Origin of the sequence: Adhaeribacter terrigena (assembly GCF_016623615.1) — a bacterium.
Classification (GTDB): Bacteria; Bacteroidota; Bacteroidia; order Cytophagales; family Hymenobacteraceae; genus Adhaeribacter_A; species Adhaeribacter_A terrigena.
Genome location: NZ_JAEHFX010000001.1, coordinates 907730 through 931633 on the forward strand (window position 1 = coordinate 907730; position 23904 = coordinate 931633).

At 46.1% G+C, this 23904-nt stretch carries 21 protein-coding genes; 7 read left to right on the forward strand and 14 right to left on the reverse strand.

Features of this window, described 5'->3' with window-relative positions; genetic code table 11:
- The first annotated feature begins 106 nt into the window (after window positions 1-106).
- The 3 genes from I5M27_RS03670 to I5M27_RS03680 all read left to right on the forward strand — a co-directional run bounded on the left by I5M27_RS03670 (window position 107) and on the right by I5M27_RS03680 (window position 4242).
- Window positions 107-1237, forward strand: coding sequence for a 5-(carboxyamino)imidazole ribonucleotide synthase (locus I5M27_RS03670; protein ID WP_200504660.1), 1131 nt, complete (start codon window positions 107-109; stop codon window positions 1235-1237).
- A complete protein-coding gene (purE, locus tag I5M27_RS03675; protein ID WP_200504661.1) occupies window positions 1234-1767 on the forward strand; it encodes a 5-(carboxyamino)imidazole ribonucleotide mutase in 534 nt (177 codons plus the stop codon). The genes I5M27_RS03670 and purE overlap by 4 nt, the downstream gene beginning before the upstream one ends.
- A 222-nt stretch (window positions 1768-1989) precedes the next feature.
- Window positions 1990-4242 (forward strand): TonB-dependent receptor, encoded by a 2253-nt coding sequence (locus tag I5M27_RS03680; protein WP_200504662.1) that lies wholly within the window; start codon window positions 1990-1992, stop codon window positions 4240-4242.
- Between the two features lie 20 nt (window positions 4243-4262).
- Here the strand turns inward: I5M27_RS03680 and I5M27_RS18525 are convergent, their stop codons facing one another.
- The 5 genes from I5M27_RS18525 to I5M27_RS03700 all read right to left on the reverse strand — a co-directional run bounded on the left by I5M27_RS18525 (window position 4263) and on the right by I5M27_RS03700 (window position 8281).
- Window positions 4263-4496 carry a hypothetical protein gene (locus I5M27_RS18525; protein WP_234462362.1) on the reverse strand — a complete coding sequence of 78 codons (234 nt, stop codon included), beginning with the start codon at window positions 4494-4496 and terminating at the stop codon, window positions 4263-4265.
- Between the two features lie 9 nt (window positions 4497-4505).
- Window positions 4506-4655 (reverse strand): DoxX family membrane protein, encoded by a 150-nt coding sequence (locus I5M27_RS18530; protein ID WP_234462363.1) that lies wholly within the window; start codon window positions 4653-4655, stop codon window positions 4506-4508.
- Window positions 4656-4814: 159 nt separating this feature from the next.
- Window positions 4815-5651, reverse strand: a complete 837-nt coding sequence (locus I5M27_RS03690) for a peptidase MA family metallohydrolase (protein WP_200504663.1) — start codon at window positions 5649-5651, stop codon at window positions 4815-4817.
- 155 nt (window positions 5652-5806) lie between these two features.
- The gene (locus I5M27_RS03695; protein ID WP_200504664.1) at window positions 5807-6856 is read right to left on the reverse strand and encodes a hypothetical protein; all 1050 of its coding nucleotides are present in this window, start codon (window positions 6854-6856) and stop codon (window positions 5807-5809) included.
- 165 nt (window positions 6857-7021) lie between these two features.
- Window positions 7022-8281: an aminotransferase class I/II-fold pyridoxal phosphate-dependent enzyme gene (locus I5M27_RS03700; RefSeq protein ID WP_234462364.1), complete on the reverse strand. Its 1260-nt coding sequence runs from the start codon at window positions 8279-8281 to the stop codon at window positions 7022-7024.
- A gap of 560 nt (window positions 8282-8841) precedes the next feature.
- Here I5M27_RS03700 and I5M27_RS03705 point away from each other — a divergent pair.
- Together I5M27_RS03705 and I5M27_RS03710 are read left to right on the forward strand one after the other, a co-directional pair.
- The gene (locus tag I5M27_RS03705; protein WP_200504665.1) at window positions 8842-9243 is read left to right on the forward strand and encodes a DUF5329 family protein; all 402 of its coding nucleotides are present in this window, start codon (window positions 8842-8844) and stop codon (window positions 9241-9243) included.
- Between the two features lie 261 nt (window positions 9244-9504).
- Window positions 9505-9897, forward strand: coding sequence for a DUF5329 family protein (locus tag I5M27_RS03710; RefSeq protein ID WP_200504666.1), 393 nt, complete (start codon window positions 9505-9507; stop codon window positions 9895-9897).
- Window positions 9898-9953: 56 nt separating this feature from the next.
- Here I5M27_RS03710 and I5M27_RS03715 read toward each other — a convergent pair whose 3' ends face one another.
- From I5M27_RS03715 to I5M27_RS03750, 8 genes are all read right to left on the reverse strand, one after another.
- Complete coding sequence (locus I5M27_RS03715; RefSeq protein ID WP_200504667.1) at window positions 9954-10697, reverse strand: EcsC family protein; 744 nt, start codon at window positions 10695-10697, stop codon at window positions 9954-9956.
- A 124-nt stretch (window positions 10698-10821) separates the two neighbouring features.
- Window positions 10822-11499, reverse strand: a complete 678-nt coding sequence (locus I5M27_RS03720; RefSeq protein WP_200504668.1) for a hypothetical protein — start codon at window positions 11497-11499, stop codon at window positions 10822-10824.
- A 109-nt stretch (window positions 11500-11608) separates the two neighbouring features.
- Entirely contained in the window at window positions 11609-13537 is a 1929-nt protein-coding gene (dnaK, locus tag I5M27_RS03725) for a molecular chaperone DnaK (protein WP_200504669.1), read from the reverse strand.
- Between the two features lie 154 nt (window positions 13538-13691).
- Window positions 13692-14771, reverse strand: a complete 1080-nt coding sequence (locus tag I5M27_RS03730) for a hypothetical protein (RefSeq protein ID WP_200504670.1) — start codon at window positions 14769-14771, stop codon at window positions 13692-13694.
- Between the two features lie 709 nt (window positions 14772-15480).
- A complete protein-coding gene (locus tag I5M27_RS03735) occupies window positions 15481-16062 on the reverse strand; it encodes a pseudouridine synthase (RefSeq protein WP_200504671.1) in 582 nt (193 codons plus the stop codon).
- 89 nt (window positions 16063-16151) lie between these two features.
- Complete coding sequence (locus I5M27_RS03740; RefSeq protein ID WP_200504672.1) at window positions 16152-16853, reverse strand: SDR family oxidoreductase; 702 nt, start codon at window positions 16851-16853, stop codon at window positions 16152-16154.
- A gap of 261 nt (window positions 16854-17114) precedes the next feature.
- Window positions 17115-18035, reverse strand: coding sequence for a ribosome small subunit-dependent GTPase A (rsgA, locus tag I5M27_RS03745; RefSeq protein WP_200504673.1), 921 nt, complete (start codon window positions 18033-18035; stop codon window positions 17115-17117).
- Window positions 18032-19264 carry a 3-deoxy-D-manno-octulosonic acid transferase gene (locus I5M27_RS03750; protein WP_200504674.1) on the reverse strand — a complete coding sequence of 411 codons (1233 nt, stop codon included), beginning with the start codon at window positions 19262-19264 and terminating at the stop codon, window positions 18032-18034. The genes rsgA and I5M27_RS03750 overlap by 4 nt, the downstream gene beginning before the upstream one ends.
- A 450-nt stretch (window positions 19265-19714) precedes the next feature.
- On the opposite strand from I5M27_RS03750, the gene I5M27_RS03755 reads away from it, so the two are divergent.
- Together I5M27_RS03755 and I5M27_RS03760 are read left to right on the forward strand one after the other, a co-directional pair.
- Window positions 19715-22429 (forward strand): PAS domain-containing protein, encoded by a 2715-nt coding sequence (locus I5M27_RS03755; protein ID WP_200504675.1) that lies wholly within the window; start codon window positions 19715-19717, stop codon window positions 22427-22429.
- Window positions 22426-22869 carry a response regulator gene (locus I5M27_RS03760; protein WP_200504676.1) on the forward strand — a complete coding sequence of 148 codons (444 nt, stop codon included), beginning with the start codon at window positions 22426-22428 and terminating at the stop codon, window positions 22867-22869. Before I5M27_RS03755 ends, I5M27_RS03760 begins: the two co-directional genes overlap by 4 nt.
- Before the next feature lie 383 nt (window positions 22870-23252).
- Here I5M27_RS03760 and I5M27_RS03765 read toward each other — a convergent pair whose 3' ends face one another.
- Complete coding sequence (locus tag I5M27_RS03765) at window positions 23253-23882, reverse strand: peroxiredoxin (protein WP_200504677.1); 630 nt, start codon at window positions 23880-23882, stop codon at window positions 23253-23255.
- Between the last annotated feature and the right edge of the window lie 22 nt (window positions 23883-23904).

Below are 23904 nucleotides of genomic sequence, written 5' to 3' on the forward strand. Positions count from 1 at the left end.
TAAAATATATTTTCAGGCAGGATAAATTCCGGATTAAGCGCCGGCCATAACGCACAACTATTTTAATTTCTTTACTTTTGAGGTCACAAACCCTAGCCTTTTTACCATGATCGGAAACGTGAAACTCGGCATTCTGGGCGGCGGCCAGCTCGGGCGCATGCTTATCCAGGCCGGAATAGACCTCAACCTGTACACTTTAATTCTGGACCCGGACGCCGATGCGCCCTGCAAACCGCTTTGCAACGAATTTTACCACGGCAGCTTCGCCGATTACGAAACGGTTTATAATTTCGGTAAAAAGTGCGACCTGGTTACCATCGAGATCGAGCACGTGAACTGCGATGCACTGGCTCAGCTGAAGAAAGAAGGCGTAAAAGTTTTCCCTGATCCGGAAGTGATCCGCACCATTCAGGACAAAGGTCTGCAAAAGGAATTCTACCGAAAAAACAACATCCCTACCGCCGATTTCCGGTTAATGAAAGATGCTTCGGAACTGAAAACGAATGAAGATTTTCTGCCCGCTTTCCAGAAACTCCGGACGCTGGGTTACGATGGCCGCGGTGTGCAGAAAGTAACTGCCGAAACTGCTTCGGACAAAATATTTGCTGAGCCTTCGGTTTTAGAGAAACTGGTAGATTATGAAAAGGAAATTGCCGTGATCTGCGCCCGCAACGAAAGTGGCGAAATTGCGGTTTTCCCTTCTACCGAACTCGTTTTCCATCCCGAATTTAATCTGGTAGATTACTTGATCGCGCCGGCTAATATTTCAGCAGAACTGGAAAAAACGGTAGCCAATTTAGCCCAAAAAGTGCTGGAAGCCTTCGGTATGGTTGGTTTGCTGGCCGTGGAAATGTTCCTGACCAAAACCGGCGAAGTGCTGGTAAATGAAGTGGCCCCGCGACCGCACAACTCCGGCCATCATACCATGAAAGCTAATTTTACTTCGCAGTTCGAGCAGCATTTGCGCGCCATTCTGAATTTACCGCTCGGAGATACCCGTCAGCACAGCGCCGCGGCCATGGCGAATTTATTGGGCGAACCGGGCTTTACCGGCGAAGCCAAATATGAAGGCATAAACGAAACCCTGGAAATTCCGGGAGTTTATGTACATTTATACGGAAAGAAAATTACCAAACCGGCGCGCAAAATGGGCCACCTCACTGCCCTGGCTCAAACTACCGCCGAAGCGCAAGCCAAAGCTGAAAATGCCCGCCAAAATTTAAAGATAATTGCATGAGTGAAAATCAATCAACCCCGAAAACTGCGCCCGTAGTGGGCATTATTATGGGCAGCCAGAGCGACCTGAAAGTAATGGAAGCCGCTTCCGAGGTCCTGGAAATGCTGCAGGTTCCCTACGAGCTGACCATTGTTTCTGCCCACCGCACCCCGCACCGCATGTTCGAATACGCTGAAGGTGCCCGTAAACGCGGCATAAAAATTATTATTGCCGGAGCCGGTGGCGCGGCGCATTTACCGGGTATGGTGGCTTCGCTTACAACGCTGCCGGTAATTGGGGTGCCGGTAAAATCGAGCAATTCTATAGATGGCTGGGATTCTGTGCTTTCTATTTTACAAATGCCGGGCGGTATTCCGGTTGCAACAGTTGCGTTGAATGGCGCACAAAATGCCGGTATTTTAGCGGCTCAGATCCTGGGAACCACTGATGCCGTGGTTGCTGATCGGCTGGAAAAATACCGTAGTACCTTGAAAGATAAAGTAATGCGCTCCGCCGAAGAACTTCGTCGCGGTGACCGTGATATAGACTAAAGATTTTTTAAAACTACCTAAGTAAGCCTGATCGTGAAAACGATCGGGCTTTTTTTATGCAGTTTTTTGATTGAAAATGATACCATTTAAGAAACTATTCTCAAAAATTAGAGTTATGGCTTTAACAAGTTTAGATTAATCTAAAAATTAAATTACTTTTGTTTTTAATTTTTAGTTATGGCTTTGCTTAAAATATAATTCGACCTTTTTAATATTTGATATATGCTTAAAGGGATACTTTATACTATTTTAATGCACCTGTTTGGTTTCCAGGTGGCTTTTGCTCAGAATCTGAAACAGGAGATCAGCGGGAAAGTAGTTTCTGAAGGAGAAGGAGTAGGTTTTGCGTTGATCGGTCTGAAAGGAACCGCCCATGGAATTACCGCTGATGCCGCCGGAAATTTTACGCTAAAGGAAGTTCCGGCGGGAACTTACGACTTGGTAGTTTCGGCCATTGGGTTTCAGAACTATAAAAAAACGGTAGGGATTGGAGCCGAAAAAGTCTGGCTTCAGGTGGAGTTGAAAAAATCGTTGCAACAACTTCAGGAAGTGGTAGTGAGCGGCACCATGAAGGAAACCTACACCATGCAATCGCCGATTCACGTGGAGGTTTATACGCCTAAATTATTTCAGAAAAACCCGACGCCCAGCATTTTCGAAGCCATGCAAATGGTGAACGGGGTGCAGCCGCAACTTAACTGCAACGTCTGTAATACCGGCGACATTCACATTAACGGCATGGAAGGCCCTTATACCATGGTGACGATCGACGGCATGCCAATCGTAAGTTCATTGGGCAGCGTTTATGGCTTGAGCGGTATTCCCAATAGCATGATCCAGCGGGTGGAAGTGGTGAAAGGTCCGGCTTCTACGCTGTACGGTTCCGAAGCGGTGGGCGGTTTGATCAATATTATCACTAAAAATCCGGTGGATGCGCCGCTGGTTGCTACAGATCTGATGGCGACTTCGCACGGCGAACTGAATGCGGATGTTGCTGTGAAAAAAGACTTCGGGACAGCCCAAAGTTTGCTCGGGATCAATGCTTTTAGTTTTCAGAACCGCCGCGATGTGAACGACGATAATTTTACGGACATCACCTTGCATCAGCGCATTTCGTTGTTCAATAAATGGAATTTCAACCGGAAAGAAAACCGCCTGGCATCGCTCGCGGCGCGCTATTTATACGAAGACCGCTGGGGCGGTGAAATGAACTGGCAACCTGCATTCCGGGGGGGCGACAGCATTTACGGCGAATCGATCTTTACGAAGCGGGTGGAAGTAATTGGGGCGTACGCATTGCCGGTGAAAGAAAAAATGACCTTGCAGTTTTCCTATAATAATCACCGGCAAAATTCGGCTTACGGCGCGATGCGTTTCCTGGCAAACCAGCATATTGCATTTGCGCAACTGCTCTGGAATAAAACCCTGGAGCGGCATGATATCATGTTTGGTCTGCCTTTCCGTTTCGATTTCTACGACGATAATACGGTTGGAACGCAGCAAAAAGACGGTAAGAATAAACCGCAGCAGCTTTATTTGCCGGGCATTTTTTTGCAGGATGAAATTACGATAAACGAAAAGCTGACTTCTTTGCCCGGCCTTCGCTTCGATTATAATTCCGCGCACGGCGGCATTTTTTCGCCGCGGTTGGGTTTTAAATTCGCGCCGAACAACCATAATACTTTTCGCCTGAATGCGGGCAACGGCTACCGCATAGTGAATTTATTTACTGAAGACCACGCAGCGTTAACCGGTTCCCGCGAAATAATTATTAAAGATGATCTGAAACCGGAAAGAAGCTGGAACGCAAGCCTGAACTACCAGAAATTCATTGATCTGGATAAGGGTTTCCTGAACCTGGATGGCAGCTTGTTTTACACCTATTTCACTAATAAAATTCTCGGCGATTTTCTGACGAATCCAGATCAGATCATTTACCAGAATTTGCAGGGACACAGCATTTCGCGCGGAATTACTTTAAATGCCGACTGGATGTTTGCCATCCCTTTAAAACTGAATGCCGGCGCTACTTTTATGGAGGTTTATACTATGCAAAAAGCCGAAAACGGCGCGGAGGAAAAACAACCCCAATTACACGCGCCCAAGGTTTCGGCCACTTACGCGATCACCTATACCTTCAGCAAAATTAGTGTTTCTGTAGATTACACCGGCAGGCTTTACGGCCCCATGCATTTGCCGGTCCTGGAAAATGATTTCCGACCGGGGAAATCGCCGTGGTTCAGCCAGGATAATCTGCAACTGACCAAGAAACTGAGGCATGGGTTTGAAATTTATGGCGGCGTGAAAAACCTGTACAATTTCCTGCCCAAAGACCCGCTCATGCGCCCTTTCGATCCGTTCGATAAGCACGTGAACGAAAATAATCCGGAAGGCTATACCTTCGATACCACTTACAATTATGCGCCAATGCAGGGCAGAAGGCTGTTTTTAGGCGTCAGGTGGAATCTGGGCTGAAGTTAGATCGCGGGAGTTTTTTACCGCAATTCCCTACCGTTTTCAGGCTTATCGGGGAGGTGGCGGAGCAGAAAGTAAAAGCAAAGTACGTAAACCATCTGCGTACCGGCGGTATCCCAGTCCTGTTTCAGGGTTACGCCAAACAGCAGGGCACCCATTAACACGCCTCCGGCAAAAACTGCCCAGCGCAACCAGAAACCCGTTAAAATCAGCACCCCGATCACCAGTTCAGCCAACGGAATAACGTAACCCATGGCCAAAACCTAGGGGTAAGGCAAAACTGTTTCGGTAAAGCCGGCGGCCATTTTTTCGGCAAAACCACTTAGATTGAAAACGCGGGTTAAGCCGTGCATGAGCATGTTTACGCCCAGCCCAAGCCGGAGAATCAGGTGTGCCAGTTGCGGATTGGTCATGGTTCAACGGTTAATTTCGGACGATATCTGAGTTCTGGATGAAGGAGTTTTTGGGCAGAAAAACATTGCGTTTTTTCTTGGCAGGTTTTGGTTTGCGGTTTGAAGCATACGGTAAAACGGAAGGCTTTCGGGTTTAAAAAGTCGGGTTGAAAATAGTGATCAGCCGCAGCCTTCTTTCATTAATTTGTTAAAATCTACCGGGGCCGGCGGTATGGTTCTGATATAGGCCTGCCAGTCTTTTTCCAGTTTTTTCAGGTTGAAGCCGTAAATTTTTTCCAGATCGGCAAAGCCCTGCTGACAGAGTTTTTTCAGTTTTTCATTGCCGTATTTTTCCTGCAGATATTTAATAACCGCGGCACTTTGCAGGTAGGCAATTACGTCGCTCTCTTTGGCTTTGGCATCGAAGTTATGAACCAGGTCTTCGAGCTTCATGAGTTTTTTATGTTGCAGGAAATAGGCGTTTATGCCGTAGATGGGGTTTTCGTAAAAGCAATCGTTATCGGTGAACTGGGCGGCGCCTTCTTCCAGCATGCGGTGCGGACTTTTGCCCCAGAGCGCGAAAGAAATAATATGAAAAATTTCGTGCTTGAATTGCGGCCGCAGCTTTTCGTTGAATACAAAAAATACAAAATCGTGGCCCTGCAGGGCGCCGCCTTTTATGTGCATGCCCATAAGTTCCTGCATGGCGTCTTCGGAGTCTACGGCCAGTAAATTAATGCCGCGGTTATATTCGGTTGCCCCTAAAACGGCCAGAATGCGGTTAAAAGCTATATTCAGCTCCTGTTTCAGGTGGGGCAGGTTTTTGGCCGCGTAAGAATTCTCTTGAAAATAGATCCGGAAATTACCGTGGTTTACCGATTGCACCGGCACCGAATCGTTGGCAATGAAATGAGCTACATAGGGGATAGGTGGGTAAAAAATTACTTCTTTTTGCTGCGCTTTAAGGGTTGCCGATGTGGCCAGAAAAAGCATCAGAAGCCAGAATTTAAGTTTCATTGTTTTAAGGGCAAAAAGGATAGTGCTTTAAAATTTTATAAACTCCTGAAAACTGAAAAATATTGTAGTCGCGTTATTTTGCCCGATAACTTTGATTTAATTCCTGCAGTTTTCTGAAAAAGGGTATCTTTTTTACGTGAAAAAGTGCCCGGAAATTACCGGCTAGTTTGCCGGATGCGCGGCTCGCGGGAAAGAATAATTTTTAACTGCAAACGCACAATGTCGCCCATATTCTTGCATTTCAGAAACTCCGGGGCTTCATGATGCTGGGCCAGTTCCTGCTGAAGTTGCACGATCTTTTCGGGCGTAGAAATCGTATCGGTGCGCATTATGTCTACCAGATCCTTTAAACGGTAGCGCGCCGATCTGAGCCGGTGAAACAGGGAGGTGCGTTCTTCGCTTTGGTATTGCTGCATGGTTTGCGGGTTTAGCAGCTTTATTACCAGGTCTACCATTTTGTTGTTTTCCTTGAAAAACTGGGGCAGGTACATTTTCTTTTGTCCTTCGTAGCTTTGCTGGTCAAAATCGATGGAGCGGATCCGGTATTGCTCGTCTTCGAAGTCGGGTGTAACGTCTATCACGTAATTATAAGAACGCATATCGCCGAGCAACCGGATAAAGCAGCGTTCATTAAATTTTACAAATTCTTTCGCAATGCGTACTTTATTGGTATTCGGCAGGTCGAGGTAGTCTTTTATAAAAACATCGCCCGGAATGCCGGCAATGTGTTCTTCGATCAGGGTTTCGCCGTTTACAAGGTAGTTGATGCGGCTGGGAGAAAGAATATGTTCCAGTTCAAGCCCGTAGATCCTGGACGCATCGGCCCGCTTTACATAAAAATAATCGTAGTTATCGTTCAGCTGATTGGTGATCTGCACCCGGAACGGATTGGTATTGCCAAAAGTGCAGTAATCGATGCGGGTAACCACCAGGTGCTCCATTACCGAAATATCGCCATCCGTTTTCAGCAGCGCATAGATCATGGTAAGGCCTTCGTTTAATTCCTGCCGCTGCCCTTCGTGGTACATTACCGTTTGCCAAAGCGTATCGATGCCTTTTTTATCGAAATAGGGAAATGATTCGGTGTAATGAAGCAGGTCCTTGTACTCTACCGGCAGGGAAACCTGGCGATCGTAAGCGTGCAGGTACCTTTGCAGACTTGCAGAAACCGGATAGATCAGTTTTTTTTTGGAGATATGAAGCACAGGCAGGTTCTATCTTTCAATTGTTTGAAATTTAAGTAAAATTCCATTTGACAGTATAACGCGGTGATTTTAAAAACGCTATGCTTTTACATGAAAAAAGTCTTTTCGCAGGACGAAAAGACTTTCCGTGAGTTGTCAAAACTATATCACTTTAAACTTTATTTTTCAAACAATTACGGCCTGTTCGGCTTTTAATTCATTTATAAACTGGTCCAGAATGCCCTGGCGCACGTGTGGCATTACTACAATTTTATACCAGCTGGCTTCGTGTTCATAAGTATCGGCTACGAGGTGGTATTTTTCGGCAAGCTGGGTAGAAATATGGCTGCTCCGGATGGCGATGATGTTGATGTGCGGATCGCGGAAATAGCGGATGCCGAGTTCGTTCAGTTTGTTGCAAAGGCGCGAAGTACGGTCGTTGAGCATCTGCATCTTTACGCGCCAGCCATCGGAGCCGTGCGTGCGCAGGATCATCCACACGGAAATGGCGTTGGCTCCCGACCGGCTGCCGCAAAGCGTATAATCTTTGCCGGGAATGTACTGGGCTTCGTCGGTGCAAACGTATTCCATCCAGTTTTTGCGGATCAGGAAAATGCCGGTGCCGTAAGGCGTTTGCAGCATTTTGTGGGCATCTATGGTAATGGACGTAATGTCGGGGTTGCGGAACGAGAATTTGCTTTCGGGGTTGGTAAAGGGGTAAATAAAACCGCCGAAAGCTGCATCGATGTGAAGTTTAAAATCTACCTCCCGCTTTTTCAGCAGCTCGGTTACCGCCTCGATATCGTCTACTGAACCGAACATGGTGGTAGAAAGATTTAGGATGAAAATAAAGTGCTTTACGCCCTGAGCCTGTAATTCAGTAAGAGCCAGTTCCAGGTCCTCCATTTCTAGCTGGCGGTTGGCGTCTTTCACTTTTAAAATGCGCGAGGGCAGGCCTAACAGGTTTACGCCTTTGGGCATGGAATAGTGGCTGTCCTGGGAAAAGATAACGGCAATTTCGTGCGGTTTCGCCTGTTTTTCGCGCATGAAATAATTGCGGTAGATCCACATGGCCTGGATATTGGCTTCGGTGCCACCGGGCGTTACGTAGCCGTCTTGCTGGCCGGGTTCGCCGCCAAAGATCTGTTCGGCGCAGATCTTTATCAGGTCAACTTCCAGCTTTTGGGTGCCGCGGAAATAACTTAAATGATCGTTGCTGAGCGTGTGGCAGCCAATATGGTTGGGATTGGCAATGAGCGTACGCAAAAAAGGCGCATCCTGCAGAAAGGGTGCATCTTCGTAAAATTCTTCCTGGTCGAGGTAGGTTCCCGGAATGCCGAGCACCGGTTCTTTATGCAGATCTATGTTTTGGCGCAATGCTTCTTCAATCCGCAGGTTTATGGCGTCGTGCGAAAATTTCTCCCAGTGCATGCTCATTTCTTTCATGGGTAATTCCGTTTTTTTTAACGCTTCAAAATTATGTAACCAAAACCCGCGCTACCATGGAACCAGTCATGCCTGCAGGTGACATTGGTCAGTTTTGAAAGGCCGGCAAAGGATTGTTCGGATCGTGGTGCAATTTATGGCCGGGGCAAAGTGCTAACCCCACATTCATAACCTGGAAATTACCTGAAACTGGGTATTTGTAATTAGATTTTAATCCTATATTTTTGTAAAGTTACCAATTGTGGGTAAGTCTTTTTCAGGTTTGATTGCAGGTGCGGTTTGGGGCTTATTGGGTGAGAGCATTAATTCCTGAAAAGCACCTGAGGTCAGCTGAAAACAATTAATTGCTTACAGAAATTTTTCCGGATAATCGGGACCAATACATTGCAGAAAGCCGGACCCTTGTTCCGGCTTTTGTTTTTACAGCAGTTTTTTGGTCTTAAAGCATAGCGTTTTTTTAAAGAAATCCGATATATTTACCAACGTATTGCTTTTCTGGCAAGATGGTTGCAAAACGGTTTTGTGCCGTGCCTGTTTGCGGAAATTTATTAATCATCCCTATGAACAAGATCACTTTTTTTACTTTTCTGCTATTCAGTATTGCTTTTGGGCAAGTAGCTGTGGCACAAACTGCTGCCAAAGCGGCTACGCCTAAACCCGTTACAAAAGCTATTTCGGAAGAAGAGAAGATCAATCGTCTGATAAAATACGTGGCTGATCTACAGGGGGCTACCTTTATCCGGAACGGCGACGAGTATCCGGCAAAGGATGCGGCCGCTCATTTGCAGATGAAGCGCAAAAAAGCCGGTAATCGCGTGAAAACGGCCCGGGAGTTTATCGATGGCCTGGCTTCGGAATCTTACCTCTCGGGCGAAGAATACCACATCAGGTTTAAAGACGGTAAAACGTATAAAAGCCGCGATGTGCTCATGAAAGAATTGCAGCGCATTGAGAAACTGTAAGCAGTTTTTTGATGTGAAACTATAGCATTTTAAAAGCCTTGCCGGAAAACCGGCAAGGCTTTTTTTTTCATTTCCTTATCGGTTTTCGTTCATCATGAGATTTTCAGCCTGTTTCCGGAATATGGTGGGCGCAATAATTAGTAAAGCTTAATAAGAACTTAGGAGGGTGAGCAACAAACTGAAAATCAGTATAGTAAACTATATTTGGGCTTTCGGTCTTTATACATTCCTGCATCAGCCCTAATACTTATTTGCACGCCAATGAAAAAGCTAATTGTTTTTATAATGCTGGTTTCGGGTACTTTTCAGGCTTCGTTTCCGCAGAATTCTTCCTGCCGGAATATAACTGCGGTTTCGCAAGTTGTGATTATGACCGAAGAAGAAAAAGTAAATCACCTGATCGATTACATCCGCCATCTTTCGGGCTCGGTTTTTATCCGGAACGGCAAAGAATATTCCCCGGAAAAAGCCGCCGATCATTTATTAAGCAAGTGGAAAAAGCATAAGAAGAAAGTGAAAACTGCGCAGGGCTTTGTAGAACGGCTTGCTACGTATTCCAAAACCGATGAACCTTATATGATCCGTTTTTCAGATGGACATATGGAAAAATGTGGTGATCTGCTAAGCCTGGAATTGCAGCGCATTGAGATTTGAATCGTGGTTTACTATTCCTGACTGCTACCAGAGCAATGTGATTTGCTGCTTTTGCTTTAAAAAGATTGATATAATTCGCGGATCGCTTCGTTACCGTAGGTTCGTTCCAGCCTTCTGATAATGAAATGCCCGCGGGCCATGTCCTGGAAATGATCCATAAAAATGGTGTTGATAAAAGCCCCGCCAGCCGCGCCAATAATAGGAACAGCCTGCGCACTCACTTTCTGTGCTACGGTTGCGCTAAACCGTTTGGCTACCACCGCTATTACTTTTGCCAGGATAGTTGCCCCTTCTTTTTTTGCTGAAATAGCTAAGGCCGCCCTTACCCCGTAGTACCCGAATTCCGCCGCATCATCGTTGGGAGAACTTCCGCCGAAAGCAAACACTTCGATGCAGGCTAGCCGGGTAGCTTCCTGACTGATATCCTCGCCTTCGCTGCGGGCGATGTCAGTAATAGAGCGCATCATTATGGCCGTAGAAACCGGTAATTCTACGGCTAAAGCAGCTACGCCAAATATGCCGCCAAGGCCACCTGTAACTGCTGCCGAGAGTTTATGCCATTTATCGGAAGAAGTTTTGCCCGGCGCATTTTGCAGCGATAAGGCGGCTGTATCGGCGGCTTTACGCAGGGCGGCCTGAATCACGCCCTCCATTTTCTGATTTAATTTTCCGGGCAGGTTTTCCAGCACTTTATCCAGCGGCATGCCTACCAGGTTGGCGATTTTTATGGCCAAACCGGGGTTTTCGAGCAGGGTTTTAGCCCGTTTCAGGTCCTGAAGATCGGTAGAGGATAGTTGCATGAATTGTGGGTTGGTTTGTTTGTACTGAACGGTTTTTAAGCGGAAAATGATAGTGTTTTTTGCCCGAAACTGAGGTTGCTTTTATTCATATTAGCAGACCTTTTGAGCCTAGAACCAAATCGTTTTATTGATTCGTATTTTCAGTTGGTGGGGTAAATTTAATTGTTTTTTGAACCGGAGGTGGAGGCGCGCTTACTTTAAAATCTCTCCGGTTTACGATCGGTGTCACCAGACTATCATCGTTTAGTTTATAATCTTTTCCGGCCAGTTTTAAGGAATCAGGATTAACTGCAAAGTCAAATAACTTTTCTGATATCTTACCAAGTTTAAAGTCGTAAAGGGAACCTGATTTTATATGATCAATATAAAAGTATCTTGTAGTGGTGTCTTTTTTATATTCCAGAAAGATAATTGGCCCGCTATAAAGTACGGCGTTTTCTTCAGGATTATTAAGCCTTGTTCCACTTTTTTTAGTAAAGAGGTACGGTTCAAAATAAGCGATGTCTCTTTTCAGTGAAAGCGGAATTTTACCGGTAAAGTATTTCGCTGGCTGTTTTCCGTATTGATATTCGTTAAAACCACTTTGATTTTGCTTTAAAAGAACGGAATCTGTATTCAGATTGATCTGCATAAAATGAGAAAATCTCCAACCTCTATTTGTAGAATTTTCTGATGGATTTCCATTGAAAGAGCCAAACCTTATCTGATGTATTTCTGGTTTTTTTTGATTATTCTGCACTTGATTGCATCCTGAAAATGATAGGAAGAACAAGTATAACGCTATCAGTTTTAATGTAGACATATGTCATAATATTTTTACTCAACAAGTTAGCGCTTTTGGCCTGTAATCATAAAAAAAGTCCCGGAGAAATCTCTCCGGGACTTTTTAAGCTTAAAACGATACCGTTTTATTATTTTTTGTCGCCATCCACTTCTTCGTAATCCACGTCGGTTACGTTGTCGTGGCCTGGTTGGCCGTTGCCACTTGCTTGTCCGCCACCGGCGTTTCCGCCCATGTTCGGATCAGGTCCGGCGCTGCCGCCCTGGCTTGCCGCGTACATTTCCTGCGAAGCTGCCTGCCAGGCCGCGTTGATTTTCTCCATCGCGCTGTCAATAGCAGTTACGTCTTTAGAGCCGTGGGCCGTACGTAATTCGGTTAAGGCACCTTCAATAGCCGTTTTGTTTGGCTCAGAAAGTTTATCACCGAATTCTTTCAGCTGCTTTTCCGTCTGGAAGATCATGCTGTCAGCTGCGTTCAGTTTTTCGATTTCCTCTTTGGCTTTTTTATCTGCTTCGGCGTTCGCCTGAGCTTCCTGACGCATGCGCTCAATTTCCTGCTCGGTTAAGCCGGAAGAAGCTTCGATGCGGATCTTCTGTTCTTTGCCGGTTGCTTTATCTTTAGCGGTTACGTGCAGAATACCGTTGGCATCGATGTCGAAGGTTACTTCGATCTGCGGAACGCCGCGTGGTGCCGGTGGAAGACCGTCTAGGTGGAAGCGGCCAATGGTGCGGTTATCGCGGGCCATTGGGCGTTCGCCCTGCAACACGTGAATTTCTACTGAAGGCTGGTTATCGGAAGCGGTTGAGAACGTTTCCGATTTCTTCGTAGGGATCGTGGTGTTCGATTCGATCAGTTTGGTCATTACACCGCCCATGGTTTCGATACCCAAAGAAAGCGGCGTTACGTCTAACAGCAGCACGTCTTTTACTTCCCCGGTCAATACACCACCTTGGATCGCAGCGCCAACAGCTACTACTTCATCCGGGTTAACGCCTTTAGAAGGTTTTTTGCCGAAGAATTTCTCTACTTCTTCCTGCACTTTCGGAATACGGGTAGAACCACCCACCAAAATTACTTCGTCGATGTCGTTTACCGATAAGCCGGCATCCTGTAACGCTTTTTTGCAAGGTGCCATCGCACGGTCTACCAGGTCATGCACCAGCTGCTCGAATTTAGAGCGGCTCAGTTTGCGTACCAAGTGTTTCGGAATACCGTTAACCGGCATGATGTATGGCAGGTTAATTTCCGTTTCGTTCGAAGAAGAAAGCTCGATCTTAGCTTTTTCGGCTGCTTCTTTCAAGCGCTGTAAAGCCATCGGGTCCTGGCGCAGGTCAATGCCTTCGTCGTTCTTGAATTCGTCGGCTAACCAGTTAATGATCTTCTGGTCGAAGTCGTCGCCCCCTAAGTGGGTATCGCCGTTAGTAGAAAGCACTTCAAAAACGCCGTCGCCTAATTCCAGCACCGAAATATCAAAAGTACCGCCACCTAAGTCGAATACGGCAATTTTCTGGTCTTTGTGTTTTTTGTCTAAACCGTACGCTAAGGCTGCCGCCGTTGGTTCGTTAATGATCCGTTTTACATCCAGACCTGCAATGGCGCCGGCTTCTTTGGTAGCCTGACGTTGCGCATCGTTAAAGTAAGCCGGAACGGTAATTACTGCTTCGGTAATGGTAGTGCCTAAATAATCTTCGGCGGTAGCTTTCATTTTCTGAAGCACCATGGCCGAGATTTCCTGCGGAGAGTATTCCCGGTCGTCGATCTTTACCCGAACCGTATTATTTGGTCCTTTCACGATCTCATAAGACACATGTTCTGAGCTTACTTCGTCAAAACTATGGCCCATAAAACGCTTAATAGAAGCGATGGTCTTTTTCGGGTTGGTAATTGCCTGGCGTTTTGCCGGATCACCAACTTTGCGTTCGCCATTATCCAGGAACGCCACAATGGAAGGCGTTGTACGGCGCCCTTCACTGTTTGGAATTACCACTGGTTCGTTACCTTCCATTACGGACACGCAGGAGTTGGTAGTTCCTAAGTCAATACCTATAATTTTTCCCATTATGTTTTATTTAGTTTTAAATATCTAAGGTTTCTATATCAGGAATTCTGAATACGGATTTGATTTATCAACAGCTATGCCAACCAGAAAAAAAGCGCGCTACCGTGACAGATTGTCACAATAGCGCGCTGCTTCAGCTCAAAGCGTGAATTTATTACTTGAATTTCAGTTTCTGGTATTGACTGTTGTTGATCAGTTCGGCCAAAGCTGCCTGACTTAACACGGTTTTTACAGTGCGCTGTGCCCGCGCTCCGATCAGGCCGGTACCATTTTTTATATTATCCCACTCGGGTTTTACCTGCGAGAAAATGGAAAAGGAATTATTGATCCGATAATTGGTGGCCAGGCTTTCAGACCCTGCCGTAATCGTTACCAGTATTTCGCCGGCCGTGCGGAACGTACCGGGTTTATCCTGGCTGGTATCGATGAGGTTTAGCAGATTGGTATAGAATAAGCGGTTTTCTACCTCGAACCGGATGTCTTTTACATCCTGCAGGAAATTATTGCGGATATACCACGAAAGCTGTTTGTTTTGAGTAGTAGTGCCGTCGGATTCGGTGTAGTTAAATGTTAGCTTTACCGTGTAGATAGAGGCATTAACCGGCCCCCGGAACTCAATGCGGTTCAGTTTTTCCGGCTCATATTTAGAGGTATCGATCTGGTCTAGCGGCGGGTAGCCGGAACCGGCAAAGCTTACTTTAAAGATGCTGAAACGTTCGCTCCGGCTGTTGTTTTTAAGTTGTATCAGTTGAGTAGCCCCGCTGGTAGATAATCCGGATTTTGGATTGGTGGCCACAATGCGGTATATCGACTCTTCATCGGTTAAAGGACCGGGCTGGTTGGGTTTGGTTCGGTAAAGTACCTGGTTGGGGCCAAAAAAAGTACCAGCTTCTTTGTTCGTGCTTACAAAGCGCTCCATCGGGTAAGAATTTAAAACCAGGCTGTCACCGTTTTTAATGGTGAGGCGCTCCAGTTTAACTACCAGGTTTTCTTCCGGATAGGTTGTAGAATCGGGGTTGGTAGCGGCAATGGTTAAGGCGTTGGAATTGGTATTCAGGAAAGCTTTATTCACTTTGGCATAATGAACAGTATCGGCCTGGTTCAGAATGCTGTACAATACCATTACCTCTTTGTATTCGGCATTCGGATCGAGGTCGGTAGAACAGCCGGAAAAAAGGAACGCACCAAAGCCCAAAACAGCCAGGTACCGGAAAACAACTTGACGAAAGCGCATAAAAACAGGTTTCAATAACAAATGGGGGTAACCCGACAAATATACGAATTTCTTGCTTTTTTTACTGGCATTAGTTTTTTGTCTGAAAAGGATAGCGTTTTTTATCGTCATCCCGACGATAGGAGGGATCTATTTAAGATAATAAGCAAGTTTGTTATTGAGTTTTGAATATCAAAACGATAGCGTTTTCATAGCAAGCTTTAGTTTTTAATTATTAATTATTAATTAAACTTTCTCCCTCAAGCCGGGCGGCTTCGTTTAGCTCCGCTGAATCTTTGATTTCTGCATTCGCGTCTTCTATTCAAACTGGCCTTGCGGCCTGCCTGAAGGCACTGTATGAATAGGAGGCCGCGCCCGCAGAAACTGGTGTCGGTTTCCTTTGTAGTAAGCTTTCTTTTAGTTTAGTTTTTCGGATAACGTGATTTTCAGGAGCGCTGCGCTGGCTAAACGCGTAAAAAAGTTCTCCCCTGTTTTTAGCTATTTAGGTGGGGCGATCCTGATAATTCTTCAATTGGCTTCGCCGATCTTCGTTTCTGTAAATTCTGATTCTGACAGGTATGGATAACGTGCGGACAGGTTGCAACCTCTCCCTACATCGTCACGATAATCAAAATAATCACATCAATGAAAAAATTACATCAATCAAAAGAATCACAGTTCGGACAATTGTCCTGAGAATCCTTTAATCCTGAAAATACTGATTCAGATATTAACGGTTCAATCCTTTCAGAGCTTTTATTTCTTCCGGAGTCAGCAGGCGGCTTTCTCCGGGTTGCAGGCCGGCAATTTTTAAAGGTCCGATGGCTTCGCGGATAAGTCTTAAGGTGGGAAAACCTACGGCGGCAGTCATTTTACGGACCTGGCGGTTCATGCCCTGGCTTATTTTTATTTCTACCCAGCTGGTGGGAATGTTGGCTCGGAAACGGATCGGTTTGCTGCGTTCCCAGATGGCAGGTTCCGTTTCTAAAAGGCGGGCTTTGGCAGGGGCAGTTTTTACATTTTTTATTATTACGCCACGCCGAAGTTTTTCCAAAGCTGCTTCATCAGGAATGCCTTCTACCTGCGCCCAATACGTTTTTTCTACCTTAAATTTCGGGTCGGAGAGGCGGTGCTGCAATTGCTTGTCGGAGGTTAAAAGTACCAGCCCTTCGCTGTCGAAATCGAGGCGTCCTACCGGGTAAATATCCGGTGCTTTTACAAAGTCTTTAAGCGTGGCACGGCCGTTTTCGTCGGTAAACTGCGTGAGCACTTCGAAGGGTTTGTTCAGAATGAGGTAAGTAAATTGCTGCACAGTTTTCAGGAGGAAAAGCCTACCGTTTTTCTGCCAGACCTGATTATTCGTGCCGGAAAAACGGTAGGGGAAAGGTTGAAAAAAGTCGGTTAAAACGGATTGGTAGCCCAAACGGTCAGTTCCGGAATAAAGCCGCGGTCGTCCATTTCCAGCGATGATTTTATGGCGTGGGCAATTTCTTCGCCGCGTAGTTTGTTGGGTACTTCCGGTTTTTCTTCGCGGTTGGCCACGTTAAAAGCGGTGGTAACTTCGCTCGGGTTAATCAAAATTACGCGCACGTTGTGCTTGCGGAGTTCGGCCTGCCAGCATTGGGTCATGCCGCGCAAGGCAAATTTAGAAGAGGCATAGATACTTCCGCCTTCAAAACCTTTGGTGCCCGCCGTAGAAGCAATGTTGATGATGTTGCCGGAATTCTGTTGCTTGAAAAGTTTTGCCGCTTCCGCGCCCATTAAAGCTGCCCCGAAAACGTTGATGCGGTAGATGCTTTCAAAATCTTCGAGCGTGCAGTCTTCAATTCTTTTAAATAAACCCAAACCGGCGTTGTTGATCAGACAATCCAGCTTGCCAAATTCCTTCAGAAATTCCTCGTACGTGCGTTTGATGTCTTCCGGATTGGCCACGTCGGCGGTGATTGGAAAAGCGCCTAGTTCTTTGGCAGCAGTTTCGGTGCGGGTTTTATCGCGGCCGGTGATGGCTACTTTTGCGCCGTTTTCGATGAGCAGTTTCGCCGTGGCGTAACCAATGCCCATGGTGCCGCCGGTTATTAAAAAAGTTGCATTTTCGATCTTCATAGTTTTGGTAGTGTCAGGTAGAAAGTATCTGGTATCAGAACTTTTTATTTAATAAATATTTGCGGTAATCTCGAACTAATTGAGAGATCTCATCAAGTTGGTGCTACCATTTATTCCGGCCTTACTGCCGTATGTAATAGATATCTCCTGTCCTCGAAAGGACGGATTAAAGTAGTTTGAAGTTTTGAAACAGTTAAAACAACGCTATGGTTTTCGCACTAAAAACTCATAACGCTTCAGGTATAACTTTAAACTAAAAAGTTACCGCCGGTTATCATCGCCTTCCAGAATGCTTTTGTAACTATCGAAACGCGTAAGCGAAATTTTGCCGGCTTCTACAGCTTCTAAAACCTTGCAGCCCGGTTCTTTCAGGTGCAGGCAATTGTTAAACCGGCACTCCGCCATAAACGGCCGGAATTCGGGAAACAAACCGCCCAGTTCTTCTTTGGGAATATCGACAATGCCGAGTTCTTTAATGCCGGGCGTATCAATTAAATACGTTTCGGGGCCAATTTCAAACATTTCGGCAAAGGTGGTGGTGTGTACGCCTTTGTCAGAAAACGCGGAAATTTCGGTGGTTTTCAGGTCGAGATCCGGAACCAGCGCATTTACCAGGGTAGATTTTCCTACGCCGGAATGGCCGGAAAATAAGGTTACTTTCTTGTCTAAAAGCTGCTGAATTTCTTCGATGCCAATGCCTTCGGCCGCCGAGCAAACCACGCTTTCGTAACCAATTTGCCGGTACATGTTGCGCACGCGTTCCTGGTATTTAAGCGTGTCTTCGTCGTAGAGATCGATCTTGTTGAACAGCAGCGTAACGGGAATGTGATACGCTTCGGCGGTAACCAGAAAACGATCGATGAAGCCAAACGACGTGCGCGGCGAAACCAGCGTTACCACCAGAAAAGCCTGATCTAAATTGGAAGCAATGATGTGCGCGTGCGCCGTTTTATGGATCGATTTCCGGATGATGTGATTTCTGCGTTTGCCAATTTCGGTGATCACCGCCGAGCCTTCTTCGCCTTCCAGTTCCAGCGTTACGTGGTCGCCCACGGCTACCGGGTTGCTGAGTTTCAGGCCTTTATTTTTGAATTTTCCGCGCAGGCGAGCCCGTAAAAGTCCGCCGTCTTCTTTGCGCACCACGTACCACGAGCCCGTCGATTTTAATACCAGTCCTTTCATAGCGTTGCGGAGATCCAATCCATAATTTTTTGTGTGGCACCGGCCTGTCCGGCAATGTAGGTTTTCTGCCTTGCGGCAATAGCGTTTTTCGTTTCCGGTTTTTTCACGTTTTCGAATACCGTTTCCAGCTCCGCGAAGTTATTTACAGGAAAGGCCGTTTGCAACGCAACGAGGTCTTTGGCTTCCTGGAATTTCTCGTATTTCGGACCGAAAAAAAGCGGCAAACCAAACACGGCAGCTTCCAAAGTATTGTGCAAACCTTTCCCAAACGCGCCGCCGATAAAAGCATACGAACCATAGCCATAAAGCGACGAAAGCATGCCGATATTGTCGATGATCAATACGGAATATTCTGTCAGGTCACGAGTTTTAACTTCGGAAAAACGGATCGCGGTACCGGCAAATTCGTGGCAAAGCGCGGCAATTTCGTTTTCGTGAATTTCGTGCGGCGCAATGATGAATTTCAGTTCCGGCTGGTATTTTTTAAGGAATGGAACCAGTACCTGCATGTCTTCGGGCCACGAGCTGCCAATTACAAATATCTCTTTGCCGGCTTTAAAAGCTTCCACTACCGGAATTGTTTTCACGCTGGCCGCCGTTTGCAAAACCCGGTCGAAGCGCGTATCGCCGGCCACGGAAACGTTGTTTATCTGTATGCTTTTCAGCAGGTTATCAGATTGCAGGTTTTGAGTGAAAAACCAGGAAAAATTGCGCAAAATATTCCGGTAAAAGCCGCCGTACGGTTTAAAGAAAAGCTGGCCTTCGCGGAAAATCGTGGAAATGGAAATGACCGGCACGTTCTGGTTTTTCAGTTCCTGCGTAAAGTAATGCCAGAATTCATATTTCACGAATACCGCGAGTTTTGGCCGCAAAAGCGATACCATTTTCCGGGCGTTTGTGGCGGAATCTTTCGGCAAGTAAAAAATGTAATGGGCGCCGGCATAGTTTTTCCGCACTTCGTAACCGGAAGGAGAGAAGAAGCTGAGCGCAATTTTGTATTCCGGATACTGCTGTGCAAACGCCTCGATCACCGGCCGGCCCTGTTCAAATTCCCCTAACGAGGCACAATGAAACCACGCCACCGGCGCCGTATTTCCCTTTAGTTTCGCTTCCAGTTCCGCCCACATGTTTTGGCGCCCTTTCACCATCAGCTTCGCCTTGGTATGAAAAGGGGCCGCCAGCCGCACAAACAGCCAGTAAAACCAAATGGAAAGATTGTAAAGCAGCATTTCGATGATTCGAATGTTCGTAGTTCGTATGTTCGACTTTTAAAGTCCGGAACGATAGCGTTATGCCGGGCAAAGGTACGGTTAAAATGAGAGAAAAGCAGAAGGAAGCAAGAAGAAGGATTTTTTGAAAATGATTGATCCGCGAAAGTGATTACCTCCCCTCACCTCCTCCAAAGGAGGACTTTATCAGAAATTGAATTTTTAGATTTTACTTTTGCAGCGAGATCCGCTTCGGATGGAACAGGGGGATTTACGCATTCCGGTTAGATTCAGGAATTCATTAAAATGAAAACAACTGCTACAAAGCTGCAGCGGTTTTGCTTTTAAAATCAATACCGTTTTCCGGTAAAAAATTCGAACCATCAAAAAAAAATAAACCTTTTCCTGATTTAACAGTTAAATAAAAGTTTGCTCAAAATTGCTTCAATATAAAATTCCGTTGCCTTTTTCATGGTAGAATCATCCGTTTCCAAACCCTTCGACCTGCAATTTATTTTGCATGCTATTCCCGGTGAATATTTAATTCTCGATACCGATCTGATAATGTTAACCGCCAGCGACGATTACCTGGCAGCTACCAAAACCACCCGGGAGGAGCTTATTGGCAAATACGTGTTCGATGTTTTTCCGGACAACCCTGAATTTCCGGGCGTAAACGTCGTAGAAAACCTGCGCGATTCGATGCTGCAGGTAATTCAAACGCGGGAAACGAACAGAATCTCCATGCTGCGCTACGATATTCGCGGCGAAAACGGCACGTTTGAACAACGCTATTGGGATATTGTAGATTCGCCGATCATTAATTCCGCTAATAAAGTTGTTGGCCTGATCCACCATTCTACCGATGTAACGACGCAGGTAAAAGCCCGGGAAGCAGCGCGCCGCAACGAAGAAATGATCCGCGTGGTAACGCAAGCGGTAAACGATGTGATCTGGGACTGGAATCTGGAAACCAACCAAGTTAACTGGAATGAAGGTTTTAACACCAAGTTCGGTTATGCCGTGGAAGAAACGGAACCTACCTCGCTTTCCTGGACCAACCGCATTCACCCGGAAGACCTGGAACGCGTTTCCGAAAAAATTCACCACGTAATAGATCACGGGGAAGAACACTGGACCGATATGTACCGCTTTAGACTGAAAGATGGTTCGTACGCCGTAATCCTGGACCGCGGCGCTGTGCTGCGCGATGAAACCGGAAAACCTTACCGCATGATCGGGGCCATGGTAGATATTACGCTGAATAAAAAAGCTGAAAAAGAAGCTCTGGAAAACGAGAACCGGCTGCGCAGCATTATGGAAAGTATTCCTCAAATGGCCTGGGCTGCTACTACCAACGGCGAAGTGTATTATTATAACCAGCAGTGGCCAAAATACCTGGGCGTAACTTTAGAAGATCTGTACTCCAACGGCTGGACCAAATACATGCATCCGGAAGATCTGGTAAAAACCCTTGCCAACTGGGAGCGTTGCCTGAAAACCGGCGAAAACGTAGAATTTGAACACCGCTATTTACAGGCACCCCATAACGAATACAAATGGTTTCTGACCCGCGCCGTGGCAACCCGCAATAACGAAGGCGAAATAGTGAACTGGGTAGGAACCTGTACCTATATAGACGATCAGAAAAAAATAACCCAGAAACTGCAGGAACAGGAAGAAAAAGTGCAGCGCATTTTAAGCCAGGCACCCGCGCATTTCTGTCTGGTAAAAGGCACCGCCCAGGTTATTGATTTTGCTTCGCCGGGCATGAAAAAACTATTTGGAAACCGCGAATGCATTGGCTTACCAATTGCCCAGGCCTGGCCCGAAATTGCAGAACAGGGCTTAACCAACAATATGCGTGAAGTATATGAATCTGGTAAACCGCAGTTTTTCTGGGAAAACCTGGTAATGGTAGATCGCGAAAATACCGGCGAATTAACCGAAGGATTTTACGATTTCACCTATCAGCCTTTCTGGGATTATAATGGTAAAATTGAAGGAGTTTTGGTTTTAGCCATTGAAGTAACGGAACAGGTTTTGGCTAAACAGGCAGCCTTTAAATTATCGGAAGAATTGCTGGAGGAAAAAGAACGCTTCCAGTTCCTGGCAGATACCATTCCACAACTCGTCTGGACCACCGATCCGCAGGGCTACCACACCTATTTCAACCAGCGCTGGATCGATTATACCGGCTATACCGTGGAAGACAGTCAGGGCACTGAAATGTGGAATAACCTGCTCCACCCCGAAGACCGTGAACGATCGCGCAAACGCTGGCAGCATTCTTTAAATACCGGCGAGTTTTACGAAATAGAATACCGCTTTAAAAGCAAGGAAGGCACGTATCGCTGGTTTTTAGGGCAAGCCGCACCCATGCGAAATGTCGAAGGCGAAATTTACAAATGGTTTGGAACCTGCACCGATATTGAAGAACAGAAACGGTGGCAGGAAGAAATGATCAAAGCCAACGAAGACCTCAAAAAAGCAAATGCCGACCTCGATAGTTTTGTTTACACCGCTTCGCACGATCTGAAATTACCCATTATCAGCATGGGCCGCATTTTCGAGGAACTTACCAACTCGGCTACTTTTGCTGATCCGGATGCGGAAAAACTGGTGGGCATGTTTCAGAAATCGCTGAGCCAGATTAACGCTACAATTCAGGACCTGGCCGATATTGTGAAGGTGCAGAAGAACGCGCAGCAGAACCAGGAGTTTGTGTCGCTGGCAGCAATTACCGACGAAGTGAAACTCAGCATTCAGGATATGATCAAAGATTCCCAAGCCAGGATCACCACCGATTTCAGCGGTGCGCCGGAAGTTTATTTTTCGAAAGTAAACCTGAAAAGCGTGATCTACAACCTGATGAGCAACGCCATTAAATACCGCAGCCCGGAACGCATTCCGGAGGTTCAGCTAAAATCCCGGATCGAAAATAATTGTCTGATCCTTACGGTGCAGGACAACGGATTAGGTATTAATTTAGCGCGGCATAAGGAAAAGCTTTACCAGATGTTCAAACGGTTTCACAACCATGTTCCGGGTTCCGGAATCGGACTTTATATTGTGAACCGCATTGTTAAAAACCAAGGTGGCACGCTGGAGCTCGAAACAGAAGTTGACCGGGGTTCAACGTTTAAAATTTCCCTTCCGCACAAAGAAAAAAACGAAATAGCATGAGAAAATTATCGCCGCTGAAAATGATCATGTTGGTGGACGACGACGATACCACCAACTACCTGAACCAACGCCTGCTGGAGAAACTGGATGCCGCCGAAAAGGTGCTGGTTATGAAAGACGGCGAAGAAGCCCTGAATTACCTTACCAAAGCCTGCGAATCGGCCCATTCCGAAGAGTTCCCTTGCCCGGACCTCATGTTCCTGGATATTAAAATGCCGGTTATGGATGGGTTTGAATTTCTGGAAGCCTATAAGAATTCTAAACTTACTTTTAAACAGGAGATCGTGATCATGATGCTTACTTCGTCGGCCAGTTTCTACGATCTGGAAAAGCTGAAACAATTCCCCGACGTTAAAAAGCACTACTCCAAATCGTTAACCGAAACCGACGTAAAAGATATCATGGAAGCTTATTTCCCGGCCCACGTTTCGCAGGTTTGATTTTAAGATGGTTCGAATTTTCGATCTTTCGAAGATTCTACTTTTTGAAGAGAAAACGGTATCGTTTTAGAATGAAAAACTGCTTCAGCAACGGAGCAGTTTTTTGCTTTTAAACCATATCGTTTTTGATTGAGGTCCACTGAAAAAAATATTTCTTAAATGCGAAATTCCTTCCCCAACCTCTTGAAAATGGGACTTTATCAGATAACGTATTTTTGATAGTCTTCCTTTGAGGGGGAGGAATTACGCATTTCAAAGTCCAAGCCCAATAAAAACAAAAGCCGCCCCGAAATACTTCGGGGCGGCTTTTTCTTATAAAAACGATACCGTTTTCCGGTAAAAAAGTCTTAAATCTTACCGCTTAAGTCTTTCGTCTGAAAAAATTAGTGACGGCTCAGGTAGCTGGCAACGCCTTCGCGGGTAGCGCTCATGGCTTCTTTGCCTTCTTCCCAGTTAGCCGGGCAAACTTCGCCTTTTTCTTCGAAGTATTGCAGGGCCGTAACCATGCGCAGCGCCTCATCGATTGAACGGCCCAGTGGCAGGTCGTTTACAACCTGGTGACGAACGATGCCTTCTTTGTCGATCAGGAACAGGCCGCGGTAAGCAACCGGCTCGCCTTTGAATTCCATTTCGCCTTCGTCGTTATAGTGGTATTCGCCGGCTAAAACATCGTAGTTGGTAGCAATGGTTTTAGAAGCATCGGCCACTAACGGGTAGTTTACGCCTTCAATGCCGCCTTTATCGCGCGGAGTAGATAACCAGGCAAAGTGAGAGAAATGCGTGTCGGTAGAGCAACCTACTACGGCTACGTTCTTCGATTCGAATTCTGCCATGCGATCCTGGAACGCGATGATCTCAGTTGGGCAAACGAAGGTAAAGTCCATCGGGTAGAAATAGAAAAGTACGTGTTTCTTTCCCAGGTATTGATCTAATGAGAAATTCTCTACGAATTCACCGTCTACAACGGCAGTTGCTTTAAAATGAGGAGCTCTTTTTCCTACTAATACAGCCATGATTTTTTATAATTAAAAATTA